The 22,433-nt window shown below is 61.5% G+C and carries 14 protein-coding genes; 10 read left to right on the top strand and 4 right to left on the bottom strand.

Going from position 1 to position 22,433, the window contains the following annotated elements:
- Nucleotides 1–27 precede the first annotated feature (27 nt).
- Together HF682_RS14195 and HF682_RS14190 are read left to right on the top strand one after the other, a co-directional pair.
- Entirely contained in the window at nucleotides 28–2,913 is a 2,886-nt protein-coding gene (locus HF682_RS14195) for a ribonucleoside-diphosphate reductase subunit alpha (RefSeq protein WP_168877974.1), read from the top strand.
- Between the two features lie 179 nt (nucleotides 2,914–3,092).
- On the top strand, nucleotides 3,093–4,250 hold the full coding sequence (locus tag HF682_RS14190; protein WP_168877973.1) for a ribonucleotide-diphosphate reductase subunit beta: 1,158 nt from the start codon (nucleotides 3,093–3,095) through the stop codon (nucleotides 4,248–4,250).
- 116 nt (nucleotides 4,251–4,366) lie between these two features.
- Here HF682_RS14190 and HF682_RS14185 read toward each other — a convergent pair whose 3' ends face one another.
- On the bottom strand, nucleotides 4,367–5,257 hold the full coding sequence (locus HF682_RS14185; protein ID WP_168877972.1) for a GIY-YIG nuclease family protein: 891 nt from the start codon (nucleotides 5,255–5,257) through the stop codon (nucleotides 4,367–4,369).
- Between the two features lie 399 nt (nucleotides 5,258–5,656).
- On the opposite strand from HF682_RS14185, the gene HF682_RS14180 reads away from it, so the two are divergent.
- On the top strand, nucleotides 5,657–6,016 hold the full coding sequence (locus HF682_RS14180) for a hypothetical protein (protein ID WP_168877971.1): 360 nt from the start codon (nucleotides 5,657–5,659) through the stop codon (nucleotides 6,014–6,016).
- Nucleotides 6,017–6,043: 27 nt separating this feature from the next.
- Here HF682_RS14180 and HF682_RS18015 read toward each other — a convergent pair whose 3' ends face one another.
- The 3 genes from HF682_RS18015 to HF682_RS14165 all read right to left on the bottom strand — a co-directional run bounded on the left by HF682_RS18015 (nucleotide 6,044) and on the right by HF682_RS14165 (nucleotide 10,830).
- Nucleotides 6,044–8,140: an O-linked N-acetylglucosamine transferase, SPINDLY family protein gene (locus tag HF682_RS18015; RefSeq protein ID WP_168877970.1), complete on the bottom strand. Its 2,097-nt coding sequence runs from the start codon at nucleotides 8,138–8,140 to the stop codon at nucleotides 6,044–6,046.
- Nucleotides 8,140–9,402: a FecR family protein gene (locus HF682_RS14170; protein ID WP_168877969.1), complete on the bottom strand. Its 1,263-nt coding sequence runs from the start codon at nucleotides 9,400–9,402 to the stop codon at nucleotides 8,140–8,142. The genes HF682_RS18015 and HF682_RS14170 overlap by 1 nt, the downstream gene beginning before the upstream one ends.
- A gap of 129 nt (nucleotides 9,403–9,531) precedes the next feature.
- The gene (locus HF682_RS14165) at nucleotides 9,532–10,830 is read right to left on the bottom strand and encodes a surface lipoprotein assembly modifier (RefSeq protein ID WP_168877968.1); all 1,299 of its coding nucleotides are present in this window, start codon (nucleotides 10,828–10,830) and stop codon (nucleotides 9,532–9,534) included.
- 314 nt (nucleotides 10,831–11,144) lie between these two features.
- Here HF682_RS14165 and hemE point away from each other — a divergent pair, with 314 nt between their 5' ends.
- The 7 genes from hemE (at nucleotide 11,145) to HF682_RS14130 (ending at nucleotide 22,425) form a co-directional block, all read left to right on the top strand.
- Nucleotides 11,145–12,224, top strand: a complete 1,080-nt coding sequence (gene hemE / locus HF682_RS14160; RefSeq protein WP_168877967.1) for a uroporphyrinogen decarboxylase — start codon at nucleotides 11,145–11,147, stop codon at nucleotides 12,222–12,224.
- Between the two features lie 436 nt (nucleotides 12,225–12,660).
- Nucleotides 12,661–14,829, top strand: coding sequence for a primosomal protein N' (locus tag HF682_RS14155; protein ID WP_168877966.1), 2,169 nt, complete (start codon nucleotides 12,661–12,663; stop codon nucleotides 14,827–14,829).
- Nucleotides 14,830–14,862: 33 nt separating this feature from the next.
- Nucleotides 14,863–17,286 carry a CHASE2 domain-containing protein gene (locus HF682_RS14150; RefSeq protein WP_168877965.1) on the top strand — a complete coding sequence of 808 codons (2,424 nt, stop codon included), beginning with the start codon at nucleotides 14,863–14,865 and terminating at the stop codon, nucleotides 17,284–17,286.
- The gene (locus HF682_RS14145; RefSeq protein WP_240947277.1) at nucleotides 17,261–17,959 is read left to right on the top strand and encodes a response regulator transcription factor; all 699 of its coding nucleotides are present in this window, start codon (nucleotides 17,261–17,263) and stop codon (nucleotides 17,957–17,959) included. The genes HF682_RS14150 and HF682_RS14145 overlap by 26 nt, the downstream gene beginning before the upstream one ends.
- A complete protein-coding gene (locus HF682_RS14140; RefSeq protein ID WP_168877964.1) occupies nucleotides 17,952–19,595 on the top strand; it encodes a FecR domain-containing protein in 1,644 nt (547 codons plus the stop codon). The genes HF682_RS14145 and HF682_RS14140 overlap by 8 nt, the downstream gene beginning before the upstream one ends.
- Nucleotides 19,596–19,656: 61 nt before the next feature.
- Nucleotides 19,657–21,087, top strand: coding sequence for a D-alanyl-D-alanine carboxypeptidase/D-alanyl-D-alanine endopeptidase (gene dacB / locus HF682_RS14135; RefSeq protein ID WP_168877963.1), 1,431 nt, complete (start codon nucleotides 19,657–19,659; stop codon nucleotides 21,085–21,087).
- Between the two features lie 84 nt (nucleotides 21,088–21,171).
- Nucleotides 21,172–22,425, top strand: coding sequence for an Hsp70 family protein (locus HF682_RS14130; RefSeq protein WP_168877962.1), 1,254 nt, complete (start codon nucleotides 21,172–21,174; stop codon nucleotides 22,423–22,425).
- The last annotated feature ends 8 nt before the right edge of the window (nucleotides 22,426–22,433 follow it).

Below are 22,433 nucleotides of genomic sequence, written 5' to 3'. Positions count from 1 at the left end.
TTTTCGTGCGCCATCAGGAGCCTACGCATGCAAACCGTCGCAGAATCCACCGCATCCACCCCGCTCAGTCCGGAGGCAGACATGAACGCAGCCTACGCCCAGTACAAGACGATCCGCCGTAACGGGGATGTGGTGGCTTTTGAGCCGGTGAAGATTTCCGTGGCCATGACCAAGGCTTTCATCGCCACCCACGGCAGCCAGGCTGCTGCCAGCGCCCGCGTGCGCGAGCTGGTGGAGCAGTTGACGCAATCGGTGGTCAACGCCCTGATGCGCCGCAAGCCGGATGGTGGCGCCATCCACATTGAAGACATCCAGGATCAGGTCGAACTGTCGCTGATGCGTTCCGGCGAGCATGACGTGGCCCGCGCCTACGTGCTGTACCGCGAGCAGCGCAAGGCCGAGCGTGCCGCCAAGCCGGACACGGAAGCACATGCCACCATCCACGTGGTGGAAACCAATGGCAGCCGCAGCCCGCTGGACTTGAAAAAGCTGCGCGCATTGCTCGATTCTGCCGCCGAAGGTTACGAGTCGGTGGTGGACGTGGAACACCTGCTGGCCGAAACCCTGAAGAACCTGTACGACGGGGTCCCGGCGGACGAAGTACGCAAGTCGCTGGTGCTGGCCGCCCGCGCCATGATCGAGCAAGACCCGGCCTACAACTATGTGACCGCCCGCCTGCTGCTGAACACCATCCGCCGCGAAATCATCGGCGAAGAGCTGAGCCAGCAGGAAATGGCCGAGCGCTATGTCGACTACTTCCCGCGTTACATCAAGCAAGGTATTGAGGCCGAACTGCTGGACCCGCGTCTGGCCCAGTTTGACCTCGCCCGCCTGGGCGCCGCGCTGGACGCGCACCGCGATTACCAGTTTGGCTACCTCGGCCTGCAGACCTTGTACGACCGCTACTTCCTGCACGTACACGGCCGCCGTATCGAAATGCCGCAAGCTTTCTTCATGCGGGTGGCGATGGGCCTGGCCATCAACGAAATCGACCGCGAAACCCGCACCATCGAATTCTATGAAGTGCTGTCGAAGTTCGACTTCATGTCATCCACCCCGACGCTGTTCAACTCCGGCACCCTGCACAGCCAGCTGTCCAGCTGCTACCTGACCACCATCGCCGACGATCTGGACGGCATCTACGAAGGCATCAAGGAAAACGCGCTGCTGTCCAAGTTTGCCGGTGGGCTGGGCAATGACTGGACCCCGGTGCGGGCGCTGGGCAGCCACATCAAGGGCACCAACGGCAAGTCGCAAGGCGTGGTGCCTTTCCTCAAGGTGGTGAACGACACCGCCGTGGCCGTCAACCAGGGCGGCAAGCGCAAGGGCGCCGTCTGTGCCTATCTGGAAACCTGGCACGCCGACGTGGAAGAATTCCTCGAGCTGCGCAAGAACACCGGTGATGACCGCCGCCGCACCCACGACATGAACACCGCCAACTGGGTGCCGGACCTGTTCATGAAGCGCGTGATGGAAGGCGCAGACTGGACCCTGTTCAGCCCGTCAGAAGCACCGGACCTGCACGACAAGTTCGGCCTCGCGTTTGAAGAAGCCTACACCGCTTACGAAGCCAAGGCCGAGCGCGGCGAGATGCGCGTGCACAAGAAGATCCCGGCGCTCACCCTGTGGCGCAAGATGCTGACCATGCTGTTTGAAACCGGCCATCCGTGGATCACCTTCAAGGATCCGTGCAATGTGCGCAGCCCGCAGCAGCACGTGGGCGTGGTACACAGCTCCAACCTGTGCACCGAGATCACCCTCAACACCAATGACAACGAGATTGCGGTGTGTAACCTCGGCTCGGTCAACCTGCTGGCGCACCTGAAGGACGACGGTACCGGCAGCAAAGTGCTCGACCATGACAAGCTCAAGCGCACGGTGAAAACTGCCATGCGCATGCTGGACAACGTGATCGACATCAACTTCTACCCGGTGAAGAAGGCACGCAATGCCAACCTGCGCCACCGTCCGGTGGGTCTGGGCCTGATGTCGTTCCAGGAATGCCTGTTTGAACTGCGCGTACCGTATGGTTCGGAAGAGGCCGTCGAGTTTGCCGACCGTTCGATGGAAGCGCTGGCCTACTACGCCTACTGGGCATCCACCGAACTGGCGCAGGAGCGGGGCCGCTACCACTCCTACCAAGGCAGTCTGTGGGACCGTGGCATCCTGCCGCTCGACTCGCTCGACCTGCTGGCCGAAGCGCGCGGCGGCTATCTGGAAGTGGACCGTTCGCAACGCATGAACTGGGACGCACTGCGTGAGCGCGTCAAACAGTACGGCATGCGCAACTCCAACTGCCTGGCGATTGCCCCGACCGCGACCATTTCCAACATCGTGGGCGTGTCCGCGTCGATCGAACCGACCTACCAGAACCTGTTCGTCAAATCCAACCTGTCCGGCGAGTTCACCGTGGTCAACGACTATCTGGTGCGCGACCTCAAGGCCGCCGGCCTGTGGGACGAAGTGATGGTGGCCGACCTCAAGTACTTTGATGGTTCGCTGGGCCGGATCGACCGCATCCCGGCCAATCTGCGTGCACTGTACGCCACCGCATTTGAAGTGGACCCGAAGTGGCTGGTGGAAGCCGCCAGCCGCCGCCAGAAGTGGCTGGACCAGGCACAATCGCTCAACCTGTATGTGGCCGGTGCCTCCGGCAAGAAGCTGGACGACCTCTACAAGTTCGCCTGGGTCAAGGGCCTGAAAACCACCTACTACCTGCGCACGCTGGCCGCCACCTCCGCCGAGAAGTCCACCGGCCAGGGCGGTGAGCTGAATGCGGTGCCGGTGAGTGGTGGCGTATCCGCCGCCGCCCAGGCCGCCACCGCCATTGCCGCCGCGCAATCGGTGAGCGAACCGGCGTCTGACGTGAAATTCTGCAGCATCGACAACCCGGACTGCGAAAGCTGCCAGTGACTACGGCACCCTCGCCCCCTGCCGCTGTGGCGGCGGTGGTGGCGATGGCTGACCGTCTGGCGGCGGGCTGCAACAAGCACCCCCGCCGCCTGTCCAAACTGCAGCCCTGTCCTGCAGACTGAATGAACCAAGGGTGGTGCCGCGCGCCACCGGCTAGAGAGAATAAAGGAAAGACCACCATGCTGAACTGGGATGACGAAGTGGCAAGCCCGAGCAAACCCGCTGCGCCGCAAGCTGCCGCGACGCCCCGGCCCGACCCGGCTCCGGTCTATGCCGCCGAGCCGGTGGCCGCCAGCGGCCTGCTGAGCGGCGGCGCTTCCAACCGCGTCAACGCCGTCGACAAGCGCATCATCAACGGCCAGACCGACGTCAACCAGCTGGTACCGTTCAAGTACAAATGGGCCTGGGAAAAATACCTGGCCACCTGCGCCAACCACTGGATGCCGCAGGAAGTGAACATGCAGCGCGATATCGAGCTGTGGAAAAGCCCGAACGGCCTGACCGAAGACGAGCGCCGCCTGGTCAAGCGCAACCTCGGCTTCTTCGTCACCGCCGACAGCCTGGCCGCCAACAACATCGTGCTCGGCACCTACCGCCAGATCACCGCACCGGAATGCCGCCAGTTCCTGCTGCGGCAAGCGTTTGAAGAGGCCATCCACACTCACGCCTACCAGTACATCGTCGAATCGCTGGGGCTGGACGAAGGCGAAGTGTTCAATGCCTACCACGAGATCAAATCCATCCGCGACAAGGATGAATTCCTGATCCCCTTCATCGACGCGCTCACCAACCCGGAATTCAAGACCGGCACCCCGGCCACCGACCAGCAACTGCTCAAATCACTGATCGTGTTCGCCTGCATCATGGAAGGCCTGTTCTTCTATGTGGGCTTTGTGCAGATCCTCGCCCTCGGCCGCCAGAACAAGATGACCGGTGCTGCGGAGCAGTACCAGTACATCCTGCGCGATGAATCCATGCACTGCAATTTTGGCATCGACCTCATCAACACCATCAAGCTGGAAAACCCGCACCTGTGGACCGACAGCTTCAAGGCCGAGCTGGTTGAGCTGTTCAAGAAGGCAGTAGACCTGGAATACGCCTACGCCGAAGACACCATGCCACGCGGCGTGCTCGGCCTCAATGCCGGCATGTTCAAGGAATACCTGCGCTTCATCGCTAACCGCCGCATGCAGCAAATCGGCCTCGACCCCCTCTTCCCCGGCGAAACCAACCCCTTCCCGTGGATGAGCGAAATGATCGACCTGAAGAAAGAAAAGAACTTCTTCGAAACCCGCGTCACCGAGTATCAGTCGGGTGGGGCGTTGAGCTGGGATTGAGGGTTAGTCCATCGGGTGACAGTTAATTTTTCATTTATGTCGTACCATTCCCATTGTGCTGCCAACAAGAAGCCCCGCTTTTGCGGGGCTTCTTGTTATGATGGAAATCACTTTGGCTACTTCCAAATCTGATCAAGCGCCAGAGCTGCAGCGAGCTTTTCGCGCAGTGCGTACCGTGGGGACTGCATATTGATCTCGCTATTTTCCAAACGTGGTATAGGGGAGACCGCTGTGGCTGGCCCCTTGAATCGAATCATGTATTTACCCGTATCGTTATACGGAACAATGGTTTCGACCTCCGCAATGTGAGTAATGGCGGCAACAGGGGCAACCTGATAAGCCGCGATGTACTTCAGTTTTGAGATGTGCTTCGCATTGATCCGAACCGCAAACCAGCAGTTTTCGTTCAAGAAACGTTGTTTGAATCCTTCCTCACGAGCAGGGACAACGATGGTGTCGAACTTATCGCTTTCTGCCCCGACTGGTTGTACTTGATCGAGCGGATCTTCTTGCTTCGGTGGTGTGAACGCGTTGATCCCAAGCATTGGCAAGATCAACAGCATGTCTGCTAGGAAGGCCTGTGCCGTTGCCTTTGCTGCAGGAGCCATCGTTGGTGGGGTAGGACTATTCTTGTTTAACAGAATTGCGCGACCATGCTTCTTGGCCAGCGTCACCAGTGCCGATTCGAGATACTGAACTTCCGTTTTTCCAATCTTGTGGTTTCGGTCAAAAAAGTAAACGCCCCAGACCCATCCTTCCTTGTTCGAGACGTGATTCTTGAGCCGATCCCCGACCGGATCGGCCTCACCGATATAGATGGTCTCCTCAGCGGCGTTGCCTACAAGAATATAAACACCTGCCTGAGAAAAGCCGGGCTCTTGTTTCAGTTGATGAAATAGTTCCCGGTTGAACACTACGCCGTAGCCTGACCAGTTAGATTTGTCGACATGGCGAATACCCTCAGGGTCACCGGTGGTAGCAAACAGGGTGATTGAAAAAGGCTGCATGATGTGCTTTGTTGGTCCTATTTCGGATCATAAATTATCACTGCGCAGAAACCGATTTTACCGTGTACGCTCGGTATTGAGTACGCTACGTGCACCCACTATCGGGTGCCTCGCATGGGTATAAAAATGCCATCGACATTTTTAGCTGACTTGGCCTGTTTGATCTTCTCCAAAAGAATGCCGATCCCGAGTGTCAGGGCGATTGCCGACGTACCACTCTCGACTCACGCCTTGCGCGTGCCTACATACTCTCAAGCTCAGTAGGCGCAACTCCGCCTATCCTTTTGTTCAGGTTCAGCTGCCAACGTACAGATTTACCTCAAGCGGTGTTGGCATACCCACGTTAGCGCAGTAAAGTAAGCGACATGTTGCGATGCAATATTTTCATGTGGGGGTGCGATGAGTCTCAGCAAACAGCGGTTCAGCCATGAGCGGTGGGCGGAGACGGTGGAGGCGATTGATCTGGAGATCGTGCAGTTGTGCGTGATGAGTCAGGTGCGGTTGCTGGAGCCGGGAGTGATTGATCGGGTACTGGCGAATGACCTGACTGTCTGCAATGGGCATGCTTCCGCTTTTGAGAAGCTGCGCGGCTTGCTGGTACTGCACTATGAGGCGCAGACGCATCTGGTGGAGGAGCTGGGGCGGGCGGATGCGGCGGAGGTGCGGTTGGCGGTGTTTCGCCATTTGTCGCACCGGGTGGGGGACCAGCTGGGCGATGTGGCGCTGCTGGAAGGGCGAGAGCCTGCAGCTTCGGCGTGAAGCGTCTGCGCCGCCATGAGCAGTGCGCTAGTGCGCGGGGTAGGTCTCAATCACATGGCACCACATGCTCTCCAGCTGCTGGGCTTGCAGGCGACTGTTGAGTGGCGGGCGCTGGCGCGCGTTTTGTACCTGCTGGCGTAGCGCGGCCAGCGCTTGTGGCTCGCGGGCCAGCTGCAGTGCTCGCGCGCTGTAGTCTGCCAGACTGTGGCAGATCAGCGTATCCAGGCCGAGGGCGTGCAGGATGCTGGCGCCTTTGCGGGTGGAGGGGGTGTTGCCGCACAGGGTGAGGGCGGGCAGGCCGCTGTAGAGGGCATCGAGCAGGGTAGTGCCGGTGTTGCAGCAGGCGGTGTCGAGGAAGAGATCCGCCTGGCGGTAGCGGGCCAGATAGCGGGGCAGGTCCGGCTCGTAGGGGCTGAAGATCAGTCGCTCTGGCGGGATGCCGTGCCGCTCGGCTTCTCGTCGCAAGTTCTCCGCAACGGCGGGCAGACGCGGGGTTTGCCATAGCACGCTGCCGGGCACCGCGTGCAGCAGCTGCATCCAGGCGGCGAAGAGGGTCGGGTCCAGTTTGTAGTCGGAATGAATGCTGCAGAACACGAAGGCTTGCTCGGGCAGCCCCAGCTCGCTGCGGCTGGGGGTGACGGCGATGGCTTGCTGGTTGTCGTACAACCACAGGGTTTCCGGCATGCGCAGCAGGGTTTCCCGCCAGTAGCCGTCTTCGTCTTCCGGGGCCATGATCGGGTCCAGCAGCACATGGTCCAGCCCGGCACCGCCGCAGGTGCTGAAGTAGCCGAGCCAGCCTAGCTGGCGGGGGGCCGGGCGGTGGCTGAGCAGGGCCGGGCGGAACTGTGAAGTCCAGCCGCTGAGGTCGATCAGCAGGTCCAGCTGGTCTGCGGCAATGCGCTGGGCGGCATGCAGGTCGCTCAACCGCGACAGGTCTACCAGCGGGGAGTGTGCCTGCATGGCGGCAACTGGCGGGTAGGCCACAGGTGGCACGCTGGCGTAGCGTATGTAGTGTACGCGCGGGCTGGCATGGCGCAGTAGCGGCAGGATCAGGCGGGGGACCGGGTGCGGACACCAATCTGCGCTCAGCAGGCCGATACGGTAGGGGCCTTCGGTCCGCGCGGTGCGGGTCTGTCTTACCGGCGTGGCAGGCAGGCGGGCGGCCAGGGCTTCTGCACGCTCACGCAAGGCCATGCGGTCATGCGGTCGCCACAGCGCCTGAAACCACAGCACGTTGTCCGGTGGGTCGCCCAGTGGCGCGGGCAGGGCGTCCAGCGCCAGCGGGGCGCAGTGGGCGGGGTCGTGCCAGCTGGCATGACAGCGTTGCTCGTTCAGGTAGTGCAGGGCCAGCGTTTCCGGGTGCAGGCGGGCTTGCTCGCATTGCTGGGCACTCCAGCCCGGCGCACGCTGAGCAATGGCTTGCCGGGCGGCCTCCGGGGCCTGGGCAAACGACGCCCAGGCTGTGGCGGTATCGCCCGCACAAGCGGCAGCGATGCCCAGCAGGGCGAGTCGAAGCGGTTCTGGCGGCGTATCGGTGTCTGCTTGGCGTAACCGGGTGACGGCCTGTTGCGCTTGTCCGGTTGCCAGCAGACATTCTGCTTGCAGCAGTCGGTGGGGCAGGTCTTCCGGGCCGTCATCCGCCAAGGCCAGCGCAGCGAAGAGCTGGCCTTGTTGTTGCAGCAACAAGCAGGCTTTTTCACGGGCGGGCAGGTGCGCGGGCCAGCGCTCCAAGATGTACCGGTAGTGTGTCAGCGCGGCATCCACTTGCTGCAGGCTGCGCAGCAGCCAGGCCTGTGCGGTGTGCAGGTCTGGGCTATCCGGAAATTCAGTACACCATTGCTGGCAGAGGTGTAGCGCTTGAGTGAGCTGCCCGGCCTCACTCAAAGCCTGCAACCCTGCCAGCCGGGCCGGCAACAGGCTGTTATCCCGCTGCAAGGCACACTGCAACGCCTCCCAAGCCGGCAGGGGCTCCCCGGCCAGCCGTAGCGCGTGGCCGAGTAGCAGCCAGTAAGGGGCAGGAGCGCTACTATCTGCCGCCGCCTGCAGTACCCGCGCGGCCTTGGACGGGCGATTCTCCGCCAGCAGCTGCTCAGCCCGGCGTGCAGCTTGCTGCTGTATCGACACTATTGCTGCTGAAAGGCAGCGACACCAATCAGCCAGTTGCCGACGATATCCAACTTATAATTGATACCGGCCTGTTGTGCACTGGATCCCGCAAAAAAACCCTCCCCGTTGAAGGTGCAGCCAGGGCAGCTACCCCCCCCGGTCGAACTGGTGAGGTTGAAGGTGGCGGTCACTGAGCCGGAGTTGGGGGCGACAAAGCTGTAAACATTGGCGCCAGAGGTAATGCTGCCGGTTAATTTGGCAGTCTGGGCTACAAAATCCACATCGAGAGAACCGTTAAAGCTGTTGCTGGTTTGCCCTGTGGTTGCCGTGGGGGTAGTTCCCCCAATCAACTTATATGTGTAGCTGCCTGTAGTCGGGATGCTGGCAGTAGGCTGGCCTACCATATAGTGAAAGCCTTGGCTGCTGCCACTATAGACTTGACCAGACAAGCCGGTATCGTTACCCCCACTGGTACCATTGACCCAACGCCCCCAACCCAGCAGCCCACTGGTCATGGTCTCCTGTACTTGGGTGGTGCCGGGGTTGTTGTTATAGCCACTGTTGGTGTAGGTGGAAAGTGATGTGCCACCATTGGTAAAGGTGACCGTACTGCTACTGATTAGGCCAATGCCAGGCGAGCCGCCATTAATGCGCACATAGGCAAGGTTGTAACCTGAGCCGTCGCTCAGTGGCAGGACAACTGCGCTGCCCCCATTACTGTTGGTTTCATTGCCGGTAATTAAGGGGTTGTCTAGCGGAAGAACATCTTTAGGTAGAGTTTGCTCCTCATCCTGCTGGCTGACGACAACAGCACTTTTTTCAACGGGTTTGGGTGGTTGACGGGGGCCTTCAAAGAACACGCTCTCACCCGGTTGCAATACAACATTGCTGATTTCGTTGGTAACAACGACAGAACCTTTGGCTACAGCGACTTTGAGCCCATCGGTTTGTTCAGCGGTGTATTCGGTACCCCTAATGCCAATGGTTGCGGTCGGGGTGGTCACTTGATAGGCTTCGCGCCGCCCCTTGCCAATCAAACCAGTCACTGTGCGCATGCTGCCGCGAAACAGGCTGAAGAAACCCTGTTCCTCGCCATCGTTCTTGCCATTGAATTTGTACTGGGTGATCTTGAACTGGGTTCGTGGGGCCAAAGAGACATAGCCACCATCGGTAAAGCGAATTTGCACCCTGCCATTCTGGGTGTTGATCAGATCGGCGACGTCCAGTTCACTGCCACGACTCAAGGTGCGGGGCTGGCCATTGCTGCCGGTGGCCAGCACTTCTCCGCTGACAAACTCTACCTTGCCTGCTGCTGCCCACAGCTGCAGGGGTAATAAGCCGGCCAGCAGTAGCAAACTGGCTGGTCGGGTGAGCGTGAAAACATAGGTAGACATGGCTAACCTCGCAATCTATTCAAAGTCGTAACGCACGGTCAGATCAGCCTGGGTGCGGCGATAATCGTGCAGGCTGATGTTGGAGCGGCTGCGAGTCCAACTCAGAGACGGCATCAATGTCAGATTCTTGATGGGGGTGTAGCTGAGCCCAATACGAAGATCTAGTTGCCTGTCGCGACGAGAGGTTTTAAACAAGGTCTCCTGACCGCCATAACGTCGACGCTCGAAGCTGCTCTGGACGAATAGCTTGAGGTCTGGGCGCAAGTTCCACTCGCCACCCAAACGGAACCCAAACAATTTATGACCCAGATGGGGATAGCTGCGCTCCCGAACTGCTTCACGGCCCATGTAAAAGCCGCTATACATCATGCTGTCGTCGTCCAGTTGCTCGGCATAGGCGGCACCCACAACACTGCGGTTGACGTTTCGCACCGCTTGGATGGGGTAGCGAAGTTGTCCAAATTGAGCATACAGCGCAATCTGGCTTTCTGCATTCAGTGCGTGCACCCACTGGCCATTCAGGCCTGTCAGGGTGCGATAACTTTGCCCATCGACCCGTAACGATTGCCGCACCAATCCAAGGCTGTAACTGTCCTCTGGTCGTAGCCAGGTTAACCCGGTCTGCGCTGTCAAACTACGCATATCGTAGGCATCCCAGCGATGATTGTTACGCCAGTTGGCGTCTAGGCTTGCTGTCCAGATCAGATCGTTATCAATGGCATGACGGATGTCCACGCCGCCAGCCAAGGTGCTGAAGCTGTCTTTCTGCGAGTGATTGTTATCATTCAGATTGAAGACCAGTCCACCAAGTAAGGGGATGGCAATTTGCTGTTGCCCGGTAGCACTGTTGACATTGCTGTCGCGACCGAGACCCGCCTGCACATAACCATGGATACGGGTTTTACCGGCTTCAGGGCCGTCGATGGCATTCAGGTACTGGTTGATGGTTGAGAGCGCAGCTTTGGGCGGGTTGGCGTCCTTGACTGTCTGGAATTCCTCGCGGGCGGCGGCCTTTTCGCCGAGCATGAAGTGGGCGCGGGCGAGCTCCAGGCGAGCGGGCTGGTTGTCCGGCTGGATATCGACCACCCGTTCCAGGGCAAACACGGCCTCCGTCGGGTTGCCGCTATCGAGTGCGGCGATGCCGAGCAGATAGTCAAATTCGGGGTCGCCTGAAAGCTGTGGGGCCAGCGGCGCCAGCAGTTTGAAGGCGGCTGCTGGCTGTTTCCGCGCCAACATTTGTTGCGCAGAGGCCAAGGCCGGATGGCCAGCAGCAAACAGGGCCGATGAGGCCAGCAGGCAGCTGGCGGCCAGCAAGGTTCGGGTCAGGCGCATGTCCGGATGATCCTGTCGCGGATAGATCTGGCAAAGCCGCAGGCACGAGTGCACACACTGCGGCAGTGAATATACGAACAAGTATAGTCGACCGTTGAGTGTGCTGCACCAGACGCCGCTGTCTGGCAGCAAGGCCTTGGCTAAGGCTGTGGTGTACATGCTACGGTCCGGGCTTGATGCGGCCATGGTGCACAACACGGGGGGCTGCCATGAGCGGCAAACGCTTGATGCAGGTCGCCCTGGCAGCCAGTGGGGATCGGGTATAATGCACTTTTTGCTGACGACGGACCGCCACCATGACTGCTGTGCTTCAGAACGACCGTTTCCTGCGTGCCCTGCTGCGGCAGCCGGTGGATCAGACGCCGATGTGGCTGATGCGGCAGGCGGGGCGTTACCTGCCGGAATACTGTGCCACCCGCAAGCAGGCCGGTTCCTTCCTGCAGCTGTGCCAGAATCCGGCGCTGGCCACGGAAGTCACCCTGCAGCCGCTGGAGCGCTATGCGCTGGATGCCGCCATTCTGTTCTCGGATATCCTGACCGTGCCGGACGCCATGGGGCTGGGCCTGTACTTTGCTGAGGGCGAAGGTCCGCGTTTTGAGCGCCCGCTGCGGGATGAGGCCGCCATCCGCCAGCTGCATGCGCCCGATCCGGAGCAGGAGCTGCGTTATGTGATGGACGCAGTGCGGGAGATTCGCAAGGCGCTGCAAGGCCGTGTACCGCTGATTGGCTTCTCGGGCAGCCCGTTCACGCTGGCGTGCTATATGGTTGAAGGCCGTGGCAGCAGTGATGGCTTCCCGGTGACCAAGACCATGCTGCATGACCGGCCAGACCTGTTTCACCATATCCTGCAGGTTACGACCACTGCCGTGACCGCCTACCTGAACGCGCAAATTGCAGCCGGGGCGCAGGCGGTGCAGCTGTTCGATACCTGGGGTGGTACCCTGACCAAGGCGGCCTATCAGGAGTTTTCCTTGCACTACATGCAGCAGATTGTGTCGGGCCTCACGCGTGAAGCAGAGGGGCGCAAAGTCCCGGTGATTGTGTTTACCAAGGGCGGCGGGCAATGGCTGGAGATGATCGCCGATACCGGGTGTGACGCTGTAGGGCTGGACTGGACCACAGACCTCGGCGATGCCCGTCGCCGGGTGGGGGATCGCGTCGCACTGCAAGGCAATCTGGACCCGAGCACCCTGTTCGCACAACCGGCGGCCATTGAGCGTGAAGTCATGCGACTATTGGACAGCTACGGTCAGGGGAGCGGCCATGTGTTCAACTTGGGGCATGGTATTTCCCAGTTTACCCGCCCCGAGCATGTCACCGCGCTGGTGCAGGCGGTACAGCAGCATAGCCGCGCTTACCACCGTGCCGCAGTTTAAGCTGTCGTAAAATGGTCACAGCGCTGTTCTGAGTCGTCATGCGCCAGAGGGTAATGTCAACAGGTTTTTTTGCATTCACCCTCTTGCAAAGTGCGGCATTTTAAGTTCCATGGTCAAAGTTATGCACAGTTTGCTCAGGTCATGCGGCGCAGCACACTGAAGCATGCAAAAGACATTCAGAGTTTTTGCAAATCATTGATATATAAAGAAATTAATCTTTGCTTAAAGAATGTGCAACCTGTCGGTAACCTGCATGTTCTCGAAATTTGACCCGGCTGCCCCCGTATTTTCCACATAGTTATCCACAGAAGCTGTGGGTAAGGCAAAAATCGCTTTTGCGTAAAGGGTTTGCCGGTGTTTGTCACAACTTACTTTAACTTTCGCTGCCAAGTCCCTGACATGGGCAAAGGGTATGGATACCGGATCAGGAGCTTGCATGCAGATTGCCCGGGTGGCGCTGGACGTGCCGCTGCCGCAACTGTTTGATTATCGTGCGGAAGGATTGAACGAAGCGCATCTCGGCTGCCGCGTGCTGGTCCCTTTTGGACGACGACAGCGGGTGGCGATCCTCATGGCGCTGGATCAACACAGTGAGATTGAGCCTGCCCGGCTGAAATCGGTGATGGCCCTGCTGGATGAGGCGCCTTTGCTGGACTCGGGGTTGCTGCAGTTGCTGACCTTCTGCAGCCAGTATTACCAGTACCCGCTGGGTGCCACCCTGTTCACCGCTTTGCCGGGGCGCTTGCGCCAAACCGAAGCGCTGCGCGAGGCGATGCCACAACAGGTATGTCTGACGCCTGCCGGGCAGGCCGCTCTGGCCGCGCTCCCCGCACAAGCCCGGTTACAGCGACAACTCTTTCAAGCGCTCCAGCAGGGTGGCGACTGGCAGGTGCTGGTCAGCATGGGTGCAAGTGCACCTGCCTTGTTAAAGCACTGGCTCACGCAAGGTTGGCTGGAACCGGTCAGGGGCGTGGCCCCGGAGCTGTCACCGACTGACGGGCCTACCCTTTCCCCTGACCAAGGCCATGCCGTGGCGGCCTTGCGTGAGTTGGGGGCTGAGACCGCGCTCCTGTTTGGTATTACCGGCAGTGGCAAAACCGAAGTGTATCTGCAGCGGCTGGCCGAGGTGCTTGCTACAGGCCAGCAGGGCCTGGTGCTGGTGCCAGAAATCAACCTGACGCCGCAACTGTTGCAGCGCTTCCGCCAGCGGTTCCCGACGGCACGCATCGCTTGCCTGCACAGCGAGGTCAGCGATGCGGAGCGCGCCCGGGAATGGCTGGCTTGCCAGGCGGGTGAGCGGGATCTGATTCTGGGCACGCGTTTGGCGGTGTTCACGCCCTTGCCCCGGCTGGGGCTCATTGTGGTGGACGAAGAGCACGACGCGTCCTACAAGCAGCAGGAAGGCTTGCGCTACTCGGCGCGGGATGTGGCGGTCATGCGCGGACGGCAAGCCGGTGTGCAGGTGCTGCTGGGTTCGGCCACGCCTTCGCTGGAGAGCTGGCATAACGCCCAGCAAGCGCGTTATCGCTTGCTCTCGCTGGGTCAGCGTGCCGTAGCGGGTGCGCAATTGCCGGAAGTGGTGCTGCTGGACACCCGTCGGGCACCGCTGCGCGATGGGCTGTCCGAAGCCTTGCTACGGGTGTTGCGACAACAATTGCAGCGCGGGGAACAGAGTTTGTTGTTCCTCAACCGCCGAGGCTATGCCCCCGTATTGTTCTGTGATGCCTGTGGCTGGCAGGCCTCCTGCCGCCGTTGCAGTGCGCGCCTGGTCTGGCATCGAGGCGAGCGGCGTCTGGTGTGCCACCATTGCGGTTGGGGGCAGGCGGTACCGCAGCACTGCCCGGATTGCGGCAATCAAGACCTGAAGCCGGTGGGCAGTGGCACCCAGCGGCTGGAAGCGGCACTGGCCGAGGCCCTGCCGGAGGCGCGCCTGTTGCGGGTGGACCGCGACAGTATGCGGCGCAAAGGGAGCTGGCAGGCGGCACAGCAGCAAATTGTGGCGGGCGAAGCCGACATCCTGATTGGCACCCAGATGCTGGCCAAAGGACATGATTTCCCCAATCTGACGCTGGTGGCGGTGGTGGGGGCAGATGGCAGCCTGTACAGCGCGGATTACCGCGCCAGTGAACGGTTGTTTGCGCAGCTGGTGCAGGTGGCGGGGCGGGCTGGCCGGGCGGACAAGCCGGGGCGGGTGCTGGTGCAGACGGCGTTCCCGGATCACCCGCTGTATGTGGCGCTGACGCGGCATGATTACCCCGCGTTTGCAGCACAGTTGCTGGCAGAGCGGGCGCAATGCCTGTTCCCGCCGCTGGCATATCAGGCTATCCTGCGGGCTGAGGCGCGTACGCTGGAGCAGGCCTTGCAGTGGCTGCAGCAGGCGCGACAGTTGATGCTGCCCGAGCAGGCGGCCGATACGGTCGAAGTGTTTGAACCGGTTCCGGCGCTGATGCTGCGGGTGAATGGCCGGGAGCGTGCGCAGCTGATGCTGCAATCCACCACACGCGCCGCGCTGCAACAGCGGCTGCGCGCTGTGACGCCACAACTGTATGGCTTGCCCACCCCGGGCGTGAGCTGGACACTGGAGGTTGATCCGCTTGATGTCTGATATTCCTGTATGCCGTCTGGTGGAAGCCGTCGCATGATACGGCTGTGGCCCCGCTGGGGCGGCCACCGCGCGGGCTGGTCCTTGTTGCTGCGGGAATGGTTGCTCAGCCTGCTGTTGATGGGCGGGCTGGTCGGCTGGTTGGGCTGGCAGAACGGACTGGGGCGGCTGGACCAGACCTTGTATGACGGCTTGTTGCCCCAGTTGCAACGCTCGGCGCGGCCCGACATCACCCTGGTGACACTCGACGACGCCAGCATCCATGTGCTGGGCCGTTGGCCGTGGCGCCGTGCCGTACTGGCCGCCTTGTTGTCGCGTACCACACAAGCACGGGTGGTGGGGCTGGATGTGATCTTGTCAGAGCCTGACCTGAACCAGCCGCTCGACGATGTCTTGCTGGCGGAGGCAATGCGGCAGCATGGCAAGGTCATCCTGCCGGTGGTACTGAGCCAGCGTGGTGGGCAGCTGGAACTGCTGGAGCCGATTCCGCTGCTGCAACGCGCTGCAGCAGGCCAAGGTCACATTCACCTCGAGCTGGACCCGGATGGTCTGGCGCGCAGTGTGTATCTACAGGAAGGCTTTGCCAAGCAGACCTATCCGCACCTCACGCTGGCCATGCTGCAATGGGCAGGTCACAAGCCTGACCGCATACCGGGCATGCGCCGTCCGGAAGGGGGGGCAGCCCCCGGGGTCTGGCAGCGAGACTACTGGATGCAGGTGCCGTTTGCAGGCCCGGTCGGGCATTTCCGGCAAGTGTCGGCGCTGGATGTGTTGCAGGGCCGGGTCGATCCGGCCTCGTTTCGTGACCAGTATGTGCTGATCGGCGCGTCGGCTGTGGGGCTGGGGGATGCCTATCCCACCCCGGTATCGGGTACGTCCCGGGCCATGCCAGGCGTGGAAGTGATGGCCAATGTGCTGGACAGCCTGCTCGGCGGGCAGCGACTGGAGCGGGTGACGCCGCTGTGGTCCATGCTGTTTGCCTTGCTGCCCCTGCTGCTGGCCTATGTGGCCTTTCTCAGCCTGTCGCCACGCTGGATCCTGTTGACCACGGTGGCACTGGCGCTGGCAGTGCTGCTGGCGACAGTGTGGTTGATGCGGGCGGGTTGGTGGCTACCGCCTTCCGCTGCCTTGATTGGGCTGGGCATCGCCTATCCGGCATGGAGCTGGCGAAGGCTGGAAGCCGCCCTGCGCTATCTGGGCGAGGCGTTTGAGCGCCTGCGCGACGAGCCGCAGCCGTTTGGTCTGGTCGATGCCGCGCCTGAACAGCTGACCACGGTTCTGGACCAGCGCATCATGCTGGTGCGGCAAGCCATGGAGCGTGCGGCAGACTGGCGACGACTGGTGTTCGATGGTTTGAACAGTTTGCCGGATGCCACCTTGATTACGGATGCGGCGGGCACCATCCTGCTGGCGAACCAGGCGGCGGCACGCCGCTTTGAAGCTGCGCTGACCGAGCCACTGCCGGGGCGGCATCTGGCCCACCTGCTGTTGCCGTTGCAGCCGCAGGAGGCCAGCAATATCCTGGCCTGGCTGGATTTGCTGGACCCCGGCAAGATTGCCGAAGTGGCCGATGGCATTGAAGTCGGGGCGGGTGATGGCAGCCGCTTGCTGGTCAAGTGCGCGCCGTTCTTCAATGCGCGACGTGAGCTCAATGGCTGGATTGTCAATCTGGTCGATATCTCCAGCCTGCGACAGGCTGAGCGGGGCCGCGATGATGCCTTGCGCTTCCTGTCGCACGACATGCGTTCACCGCAGGCCTCGATCCTGGCCCTGATCGAATTACAGCGCAGCCCGGGGCGTGCGCTGCCGCAGGAGGAATTCCTGCAGCGGCTGGCCCAGTATGCCGGCCGGGCACTGGGTCTGGCCGAGAACTTTGTACAGCTGGCTCGCGCTGAGGCGCAGCAGTATCATTTTGCCGAAGAGAACCTGTCCGAGCTGTTACTGGATGCCCTCGACGAGCTTTGGGTCAATGCGCAGGAGAAAGGGGTGACCCTGGTCCAGCCCGATACCCACCCCGAAGCCCCTGTGCTGGCGGACCGGGTGTTGTTGACGCGGGTCTTGATCAACCTGTTGTCCAACGCCATCAAGTACAGCCCGGCCGGTACCTCGGTATTCAGCCAGATCCACTACGAGGGGGGCTGGTGGTGGTGCAGTATTCGTGACCAGGGCTATGGCATCCCGCCTGAGCGGCAGGCCGAGCTGTTTCAGCGTTTCAAGCGCTTCCGTACCTCAGGCCAGCCAGAAGAGGAGGGGGTAGGGCTGGGTCTGGCCTTTGTCAAGACCGTTCTTGACCGGCATGGTGGTATCATTGAAGTAGACAGCACAGTGGGGCAGGGTACAACGTTCCGGTTTGCCCTGATGTCGGCGGCAGGTGCTGACACTGGCGAAACGGCAATCGCGCCGCCAGCGGCGTGGACTGAGCAAGCAAGGATGGATGATGCGGATAGCAGTACTGGATGACGACGCCAGTCTTGGAGACTACGTCAGTCAGGTGTTGGGGGAAGCCGGACACAGTTGCCATACCTATCAGGAAGGCCGCCGGCTGGTCAACGAGCTGCGCCGGGAAAGTTTTGACCTGCTGATTCTGGACTGGGAAGTACCGGACATGTCGGGGCTGGAAGTGCTGACCTGGGTGCGTAGTTCCATCCAGGACCCGTTGCCGGTACTGTTCCTCACCTGCCGCAGCGAGGAAACCGACATTGTGGCCGGGCTGGCCGCCGGGGCTGATGATTACATGGTCAAGCCAATGCGGCGAGCCGAACTGATGGCACGGGTGTTTGCCCTGTTGCGGCGTGCTTACCCACAGCAGCAAGGGGTGCAGCAGCTTACCGTCGAACCGTTCGAGTTTGACGCCACCGCCAAAACCATTGTGCGTGATGGGGTGACACTGGAAGTGACGCACAAGGAATTCGACCTGGCCTTCCTGCTGTTCCGTAACCTGGGACGTTTGCTGTCGCGCAGCCATATCCAGGAAGCCGTGTGGGGGCATGACCATGATCTGCCCTCGCGCACCATGGATACCCATATTTCACGGGTTCGCAGCAAGCTGCAATTGCGTGCTGAGCAGGGATTCCGGCTGACGCCGGTATACAGTTTCGGCTATCGACTGGAGCAGGTGGGTGCGGATGTTTGAGGGGTGGTACCGGGCCTTGCCCGTCTTGATGCTGGGCGCCAGCCTGACCGTTGTCGCGGCCGGTTTGCCGAACCCTTCGCCGGATGACCTGCAGTATCAGGTCAAGCCGGGCGACTCGGTCTATTCTGTCAGCCACCAGTTGCTGGACCGGCCAGAGCGCTGGGCCGATGTGCAGCGCTACAACCGGGTGCACTTGCCAACCCATCTGCAGCCCGGCACCATCCTGAGTATCCCGCTGATCTGGCTGAAACCGCAACCGGCAACCGGCACGGTGCTGTATGCCCGTGGCGCAACCGTCAATGGGCAGGTGGTCACGGCCAATAGCAAGGTCAATGAGGGGGACGCACTGCTGACCCAGCCGGATGGTACACTCGCTTTGCGTTTGCCGGATGGCAGTATTGTCCAGCTACAGGGCAGCAGTCGTGCACGCCTGGAGCAACTGCGCCTGGCACCGGGCGGGCGGGGTGATAACCGCGTACAGCTGCAGCAAGGCCGGATCGAGGCGCATGCCAACCCGGACAAGCGCACAGGCAGTCGTTTTGACGTCAATACCCCGCTCGCCGCCGCCGGGGTTCGTGGCACCCGCTTCCGGGTGGCGTTTGATGAGGCCCAGCAGCACAGCCAGAGCGAAGTCACAGAAGGGCGAGTGGAGCTGCAAGGGCAGTCAGGCCGTTCGACCCAGCAACTGACGGCAGGACAAGGCAGCTGGGCTGATGCGCAAGGCAAGGTTGCGGTGCCGGTCAGCTTGCCTTCCGCCCCGGACCTGAGTCAGCTGCCACCCCTGCAAGAGCGGGTGCAGTTCCGGGTGGAGTGGCCTGCGGTGAGTGCCGCACAAGCTTATCGGGTGCGCGTGGCGCGGGATGAGGCGCTGAACCAGGTGCTGTTGTCCCTGTCGTCCACGCAGTCGCAAGCCCGGATCAGCGGGCTGGAAGATGGCCAGTACGTTCTGGCCATCCGCGCAGTGGACGCGCATGGGCTGGAAGGCCCGGACCAGCTGCACCCGTTCACGCTGGCCGCACGGCCGGAAGCACCGCTGCCTTCCGAACCTCGCACCGGCAGCAAGGTGGTAACGGGCGCCGTGGCGTTCCGCTGGGCCGAGCCGGAAGGGGTGTTGCGCTACCGCTGGCAGCTGGCGAGTGATGCCCGTTTTCAGAGCGTGCAACAGGATCGGCAGGTGTCGCAGCCGCAGCTGCAGTCGGAGCTGACGCCGGGCCAATACTACTGGCGGATGGCGACCGTGGTGCGGCAAACGGATGGCAGCGAGAAGCAAGGTCCGTATGGCGATGTGCAGCAGCTGACGGTGCGACCGCTGCAGCTGATCCCCTTGCAGCCCAAGGAGCGTAACGAACGCCTGTATTTCAGCTGGCCAGGAGAACCGGAGCAGCATTACCGGGTCCAACTGTCCGAGTACAAAGACTTCCGGCAGATCAAGCTGGAACAGATGGTGGCCAAGCCTGAGCTGGACCTGGCGCGGCCCGATGCCGGTGAGTGGTTCCTGCGGGTGCAGGCGATCGATCCGGATGGCTTTACCACGCCGTACTCACCTCCGCAGCGGTTTACCGTGGCCCGACGTCTGGTGACCAGCGATGGCACCCCCGTCACCAGTGGCAACGGCCAGCCGATCACTGCCCAGTAAAATTCAACATCATGCTTGCAGAGGCCAGATCGCGTGATCTGGCTTCTGCATTGGGGAAGTCATGCGTTCGTGGATTGCATTGTGCCTGTTACCGTTGACGGTACTGGCCGCAGAAGGTGAGTTGCCTGCAGAAGTCCAGCAGGCCATGAAGGCGGCCAAGCTGCCCGCCGACGGCTTGGCCGTCTATGTGATGCCGGTGCAGGGTGGCGCTCCCTTGTACCAGTACCGGGAGCAGGTCGCCGTCAACCCGGCCTCCACCATGAAGCTGGTGACCACCTTTGCCGGACTGGAACTGCTGGGACCGACCTATAGCTGGCGTACCGAGCTGTACGGGCAAGGGCGACAGGAGGGCGAGCGCTGGGTGGGTGACCTCTACCTGAAAGGCTATGGTGACCCCAAACTGACCCAGGAAAGCCTGTGGTTGCTGGTGCGGCAGCTACGCCTGCGTGGCATTCGTGAGATCAGCGGCGAGCTGCGGCTGGATCGCCGCTACTTCCCGCAGCAGCAGGAAGACGATGGGCAATTTGACGGCGCGGCAGATCGGCCCTACAACGTGGTGCCCGACCCCTTGCTGGTCAATTTCAAGACCTTGCGTGTACGGCTGTACGGCAGTGCCGACGGGGTACGCCTGCTGCCAGAGCCCGCGCTGCCGCGCCTGCAACTGGTCAACAAGCTGAGGGTGGGGGGCGGTGACTGCACCACCTGGCGCAACAAACTGAAAGTAGACAGCAAGACGGCGGCCAATGGTGAAACCCAGATGACCTTCAGTGGCGAGTTCCCCGCCAGCTGTCAGGACGCGACCTATAGTGTTGCGCTGGGTAATCATGCTGACTTTATCGCCGCCAGCGTACGCGACACCTGGCGCGAGATAGGCGGGCGCTGGAGCAAGCTGGATGCCCAGCTGTCGCTTGGCAGCGTGCCAGACGGTGCGGTCCCGGCAGAGGCAACCCTGCTGGCCAGTCAGGGTTCGCCGGTACTGCGTGAAGTGATTCACGACATCAACAAGTTCTCCAACAACCTGATGGCGCGCCAGCTGTTTCTCACCCTGGGGGTGGAGTCCGGGCAGGCGGGCGACCCCTTGCAAGCGGCCCGTGAGCGCATCCAGCAGTGGCTGCGCAGCAAGTCCCTGCAGTTCGGTGAGCTGGTGATGGAGAATGGCTCAGGGCTTTCCCGCATCGAGCGCATCAGTACCCAGCACATGGCGCAGCTGCTGCGCGCGGTGTGGCAATCGCCGTATATGCCGGAACTGATTTCCTCCCTGCCGATTGCCGGGGTGGACGGTACCATCCGCAAGCGCTTTGCCGAAGATTCGGTCGCCACCTCGGCGCACATGAAAACCGGCACCTTGCAGGATGTGCGGGCCTTGTCCGGTTTTGTGCGTGCGCGCTCCGGGCAATGGTGGATCGTGGTGGCGGTGTCGCATCACAAACTCTCCGAGCGGGCCGCGCCGGTACTGGACGCGCTGGTGAGCGAGGTGTACGAGAACCACTGAACCTGAGCACTTCTGTCAGGTAAGGACTTGTTCTGACAGGGGAAATCTGCCAGACTGCGCGACCCTTGATGCAGGAGTGGCAAGATGACGTCGGTGTGCGGTCTGGATTTCGGAACCTCCAATTCCACAGCGGGATGGGTGGTCGACGCACAGCCACGGCTGCTGGCGCTGGAAGACGACAAGTTCACCCTGCCGAGCGCGGTGTTCTTCAATGCGGAAAACCAGCAGGTCAGCTTTGGCCGAGCAGCGCTGGCTGAGTACCTTTCCGGTGAAGAAGGCCGCCTGATGCGCTCGCTGAAAAGCCTGCTGGGCAGCAGCCTGCTCGATGGCCATACCGAAGTGCTGGGCCGCAAGATCCCGTTCCGCGACCTGCTGCGTTTTTTCATCCAGGAGCTGAAGCGGCGTGCAGAGCAGGCCGCCGGGCGCAGCTTTGAGCGTGCGGTGCTGGGTCGTCCGGTGTTCTTTGTGGACGAAGACCCGCAGGCAGACCAACTGGCGGAAGATACCTTGCGCCAGACGGCGCTGGACTGCGGCTTTCGCGAGGTCAGCTTCCAGTACGAACCTATCGCCGCCGCGTTTGACTATGAACAGCAGGTGACGCGAGAAGAACTGGTGCTGATCGTCGATATCGGCGGCGGTACCTCAGACTTCTCGCTGATCCGTGTTTCCCCGCAGCGCCGCCATCTGGATGAGCGGCGGGACGATATCCTCGCCAATGCAGGGGTGCATATCGGTGGTACCGATTTCGACCGTCGCTTGAGTCTGGCGGCGGTGATGCCCCTGCTGGGCTACCGCAGCAAGCTGCGCCATCGTGATGCCGAAGTGCCGTCCAGTTATTACTTCAATCTGGCGACCTGGCATACCATCAACCAGGCCTATACCCGCAAGGTGTGGGCAGAACTGCAAGATGTGAAGCGTGATGTGGCGGAACCGGAACGTTTCGCCCGCCTGCTGCAGCTGGTGGAACAACGCGCCGGACACGCGCTGGCCATTGCGGTGGAGCAGGCCAAGATCGAGCTCTCCAGTCAGCCTGAAACAGTATTGGAGCTGGACCAGCTGGCGCCCCCGCTGCAGCATGTGCTGAGTGGGCAACAACTGGCGGATGCCATCGACGCAGACTTGAAACGCATCACGCAAACCGTCACCACCTTGCTGCAGCAAGCCGGTGTGCGTGCCGAGCAGGTCGATACCGTATTCTTTACCGGAGGGGCCAGTGGCGTCAGTTCGCTACGCCAGCAGGTACAGCGTCTGTTGCCGGCATCGCGGCCGGTGGAAGGTGACCTGTTTGGCAGCATCGGTGCTGGTCTGGCGCTGGCGGCACACCGCCGTTATGGCTAAGCTGCAAC

Source organism: Leeia aquatica (genome assembly GCF_012641365.1).
GTDB classification, from domain to species: Bacteria; Pseudomonadota; Gammaproteobacteria; order Burkholderiales; family Leeiaceae; genus Leeia; species Leeia aquatica.
The sequence above is the reverse complement of the archived record's forward strand: the minus strand, read 5'-3'. Positions and strand labels throughout refer to the sequence as shown.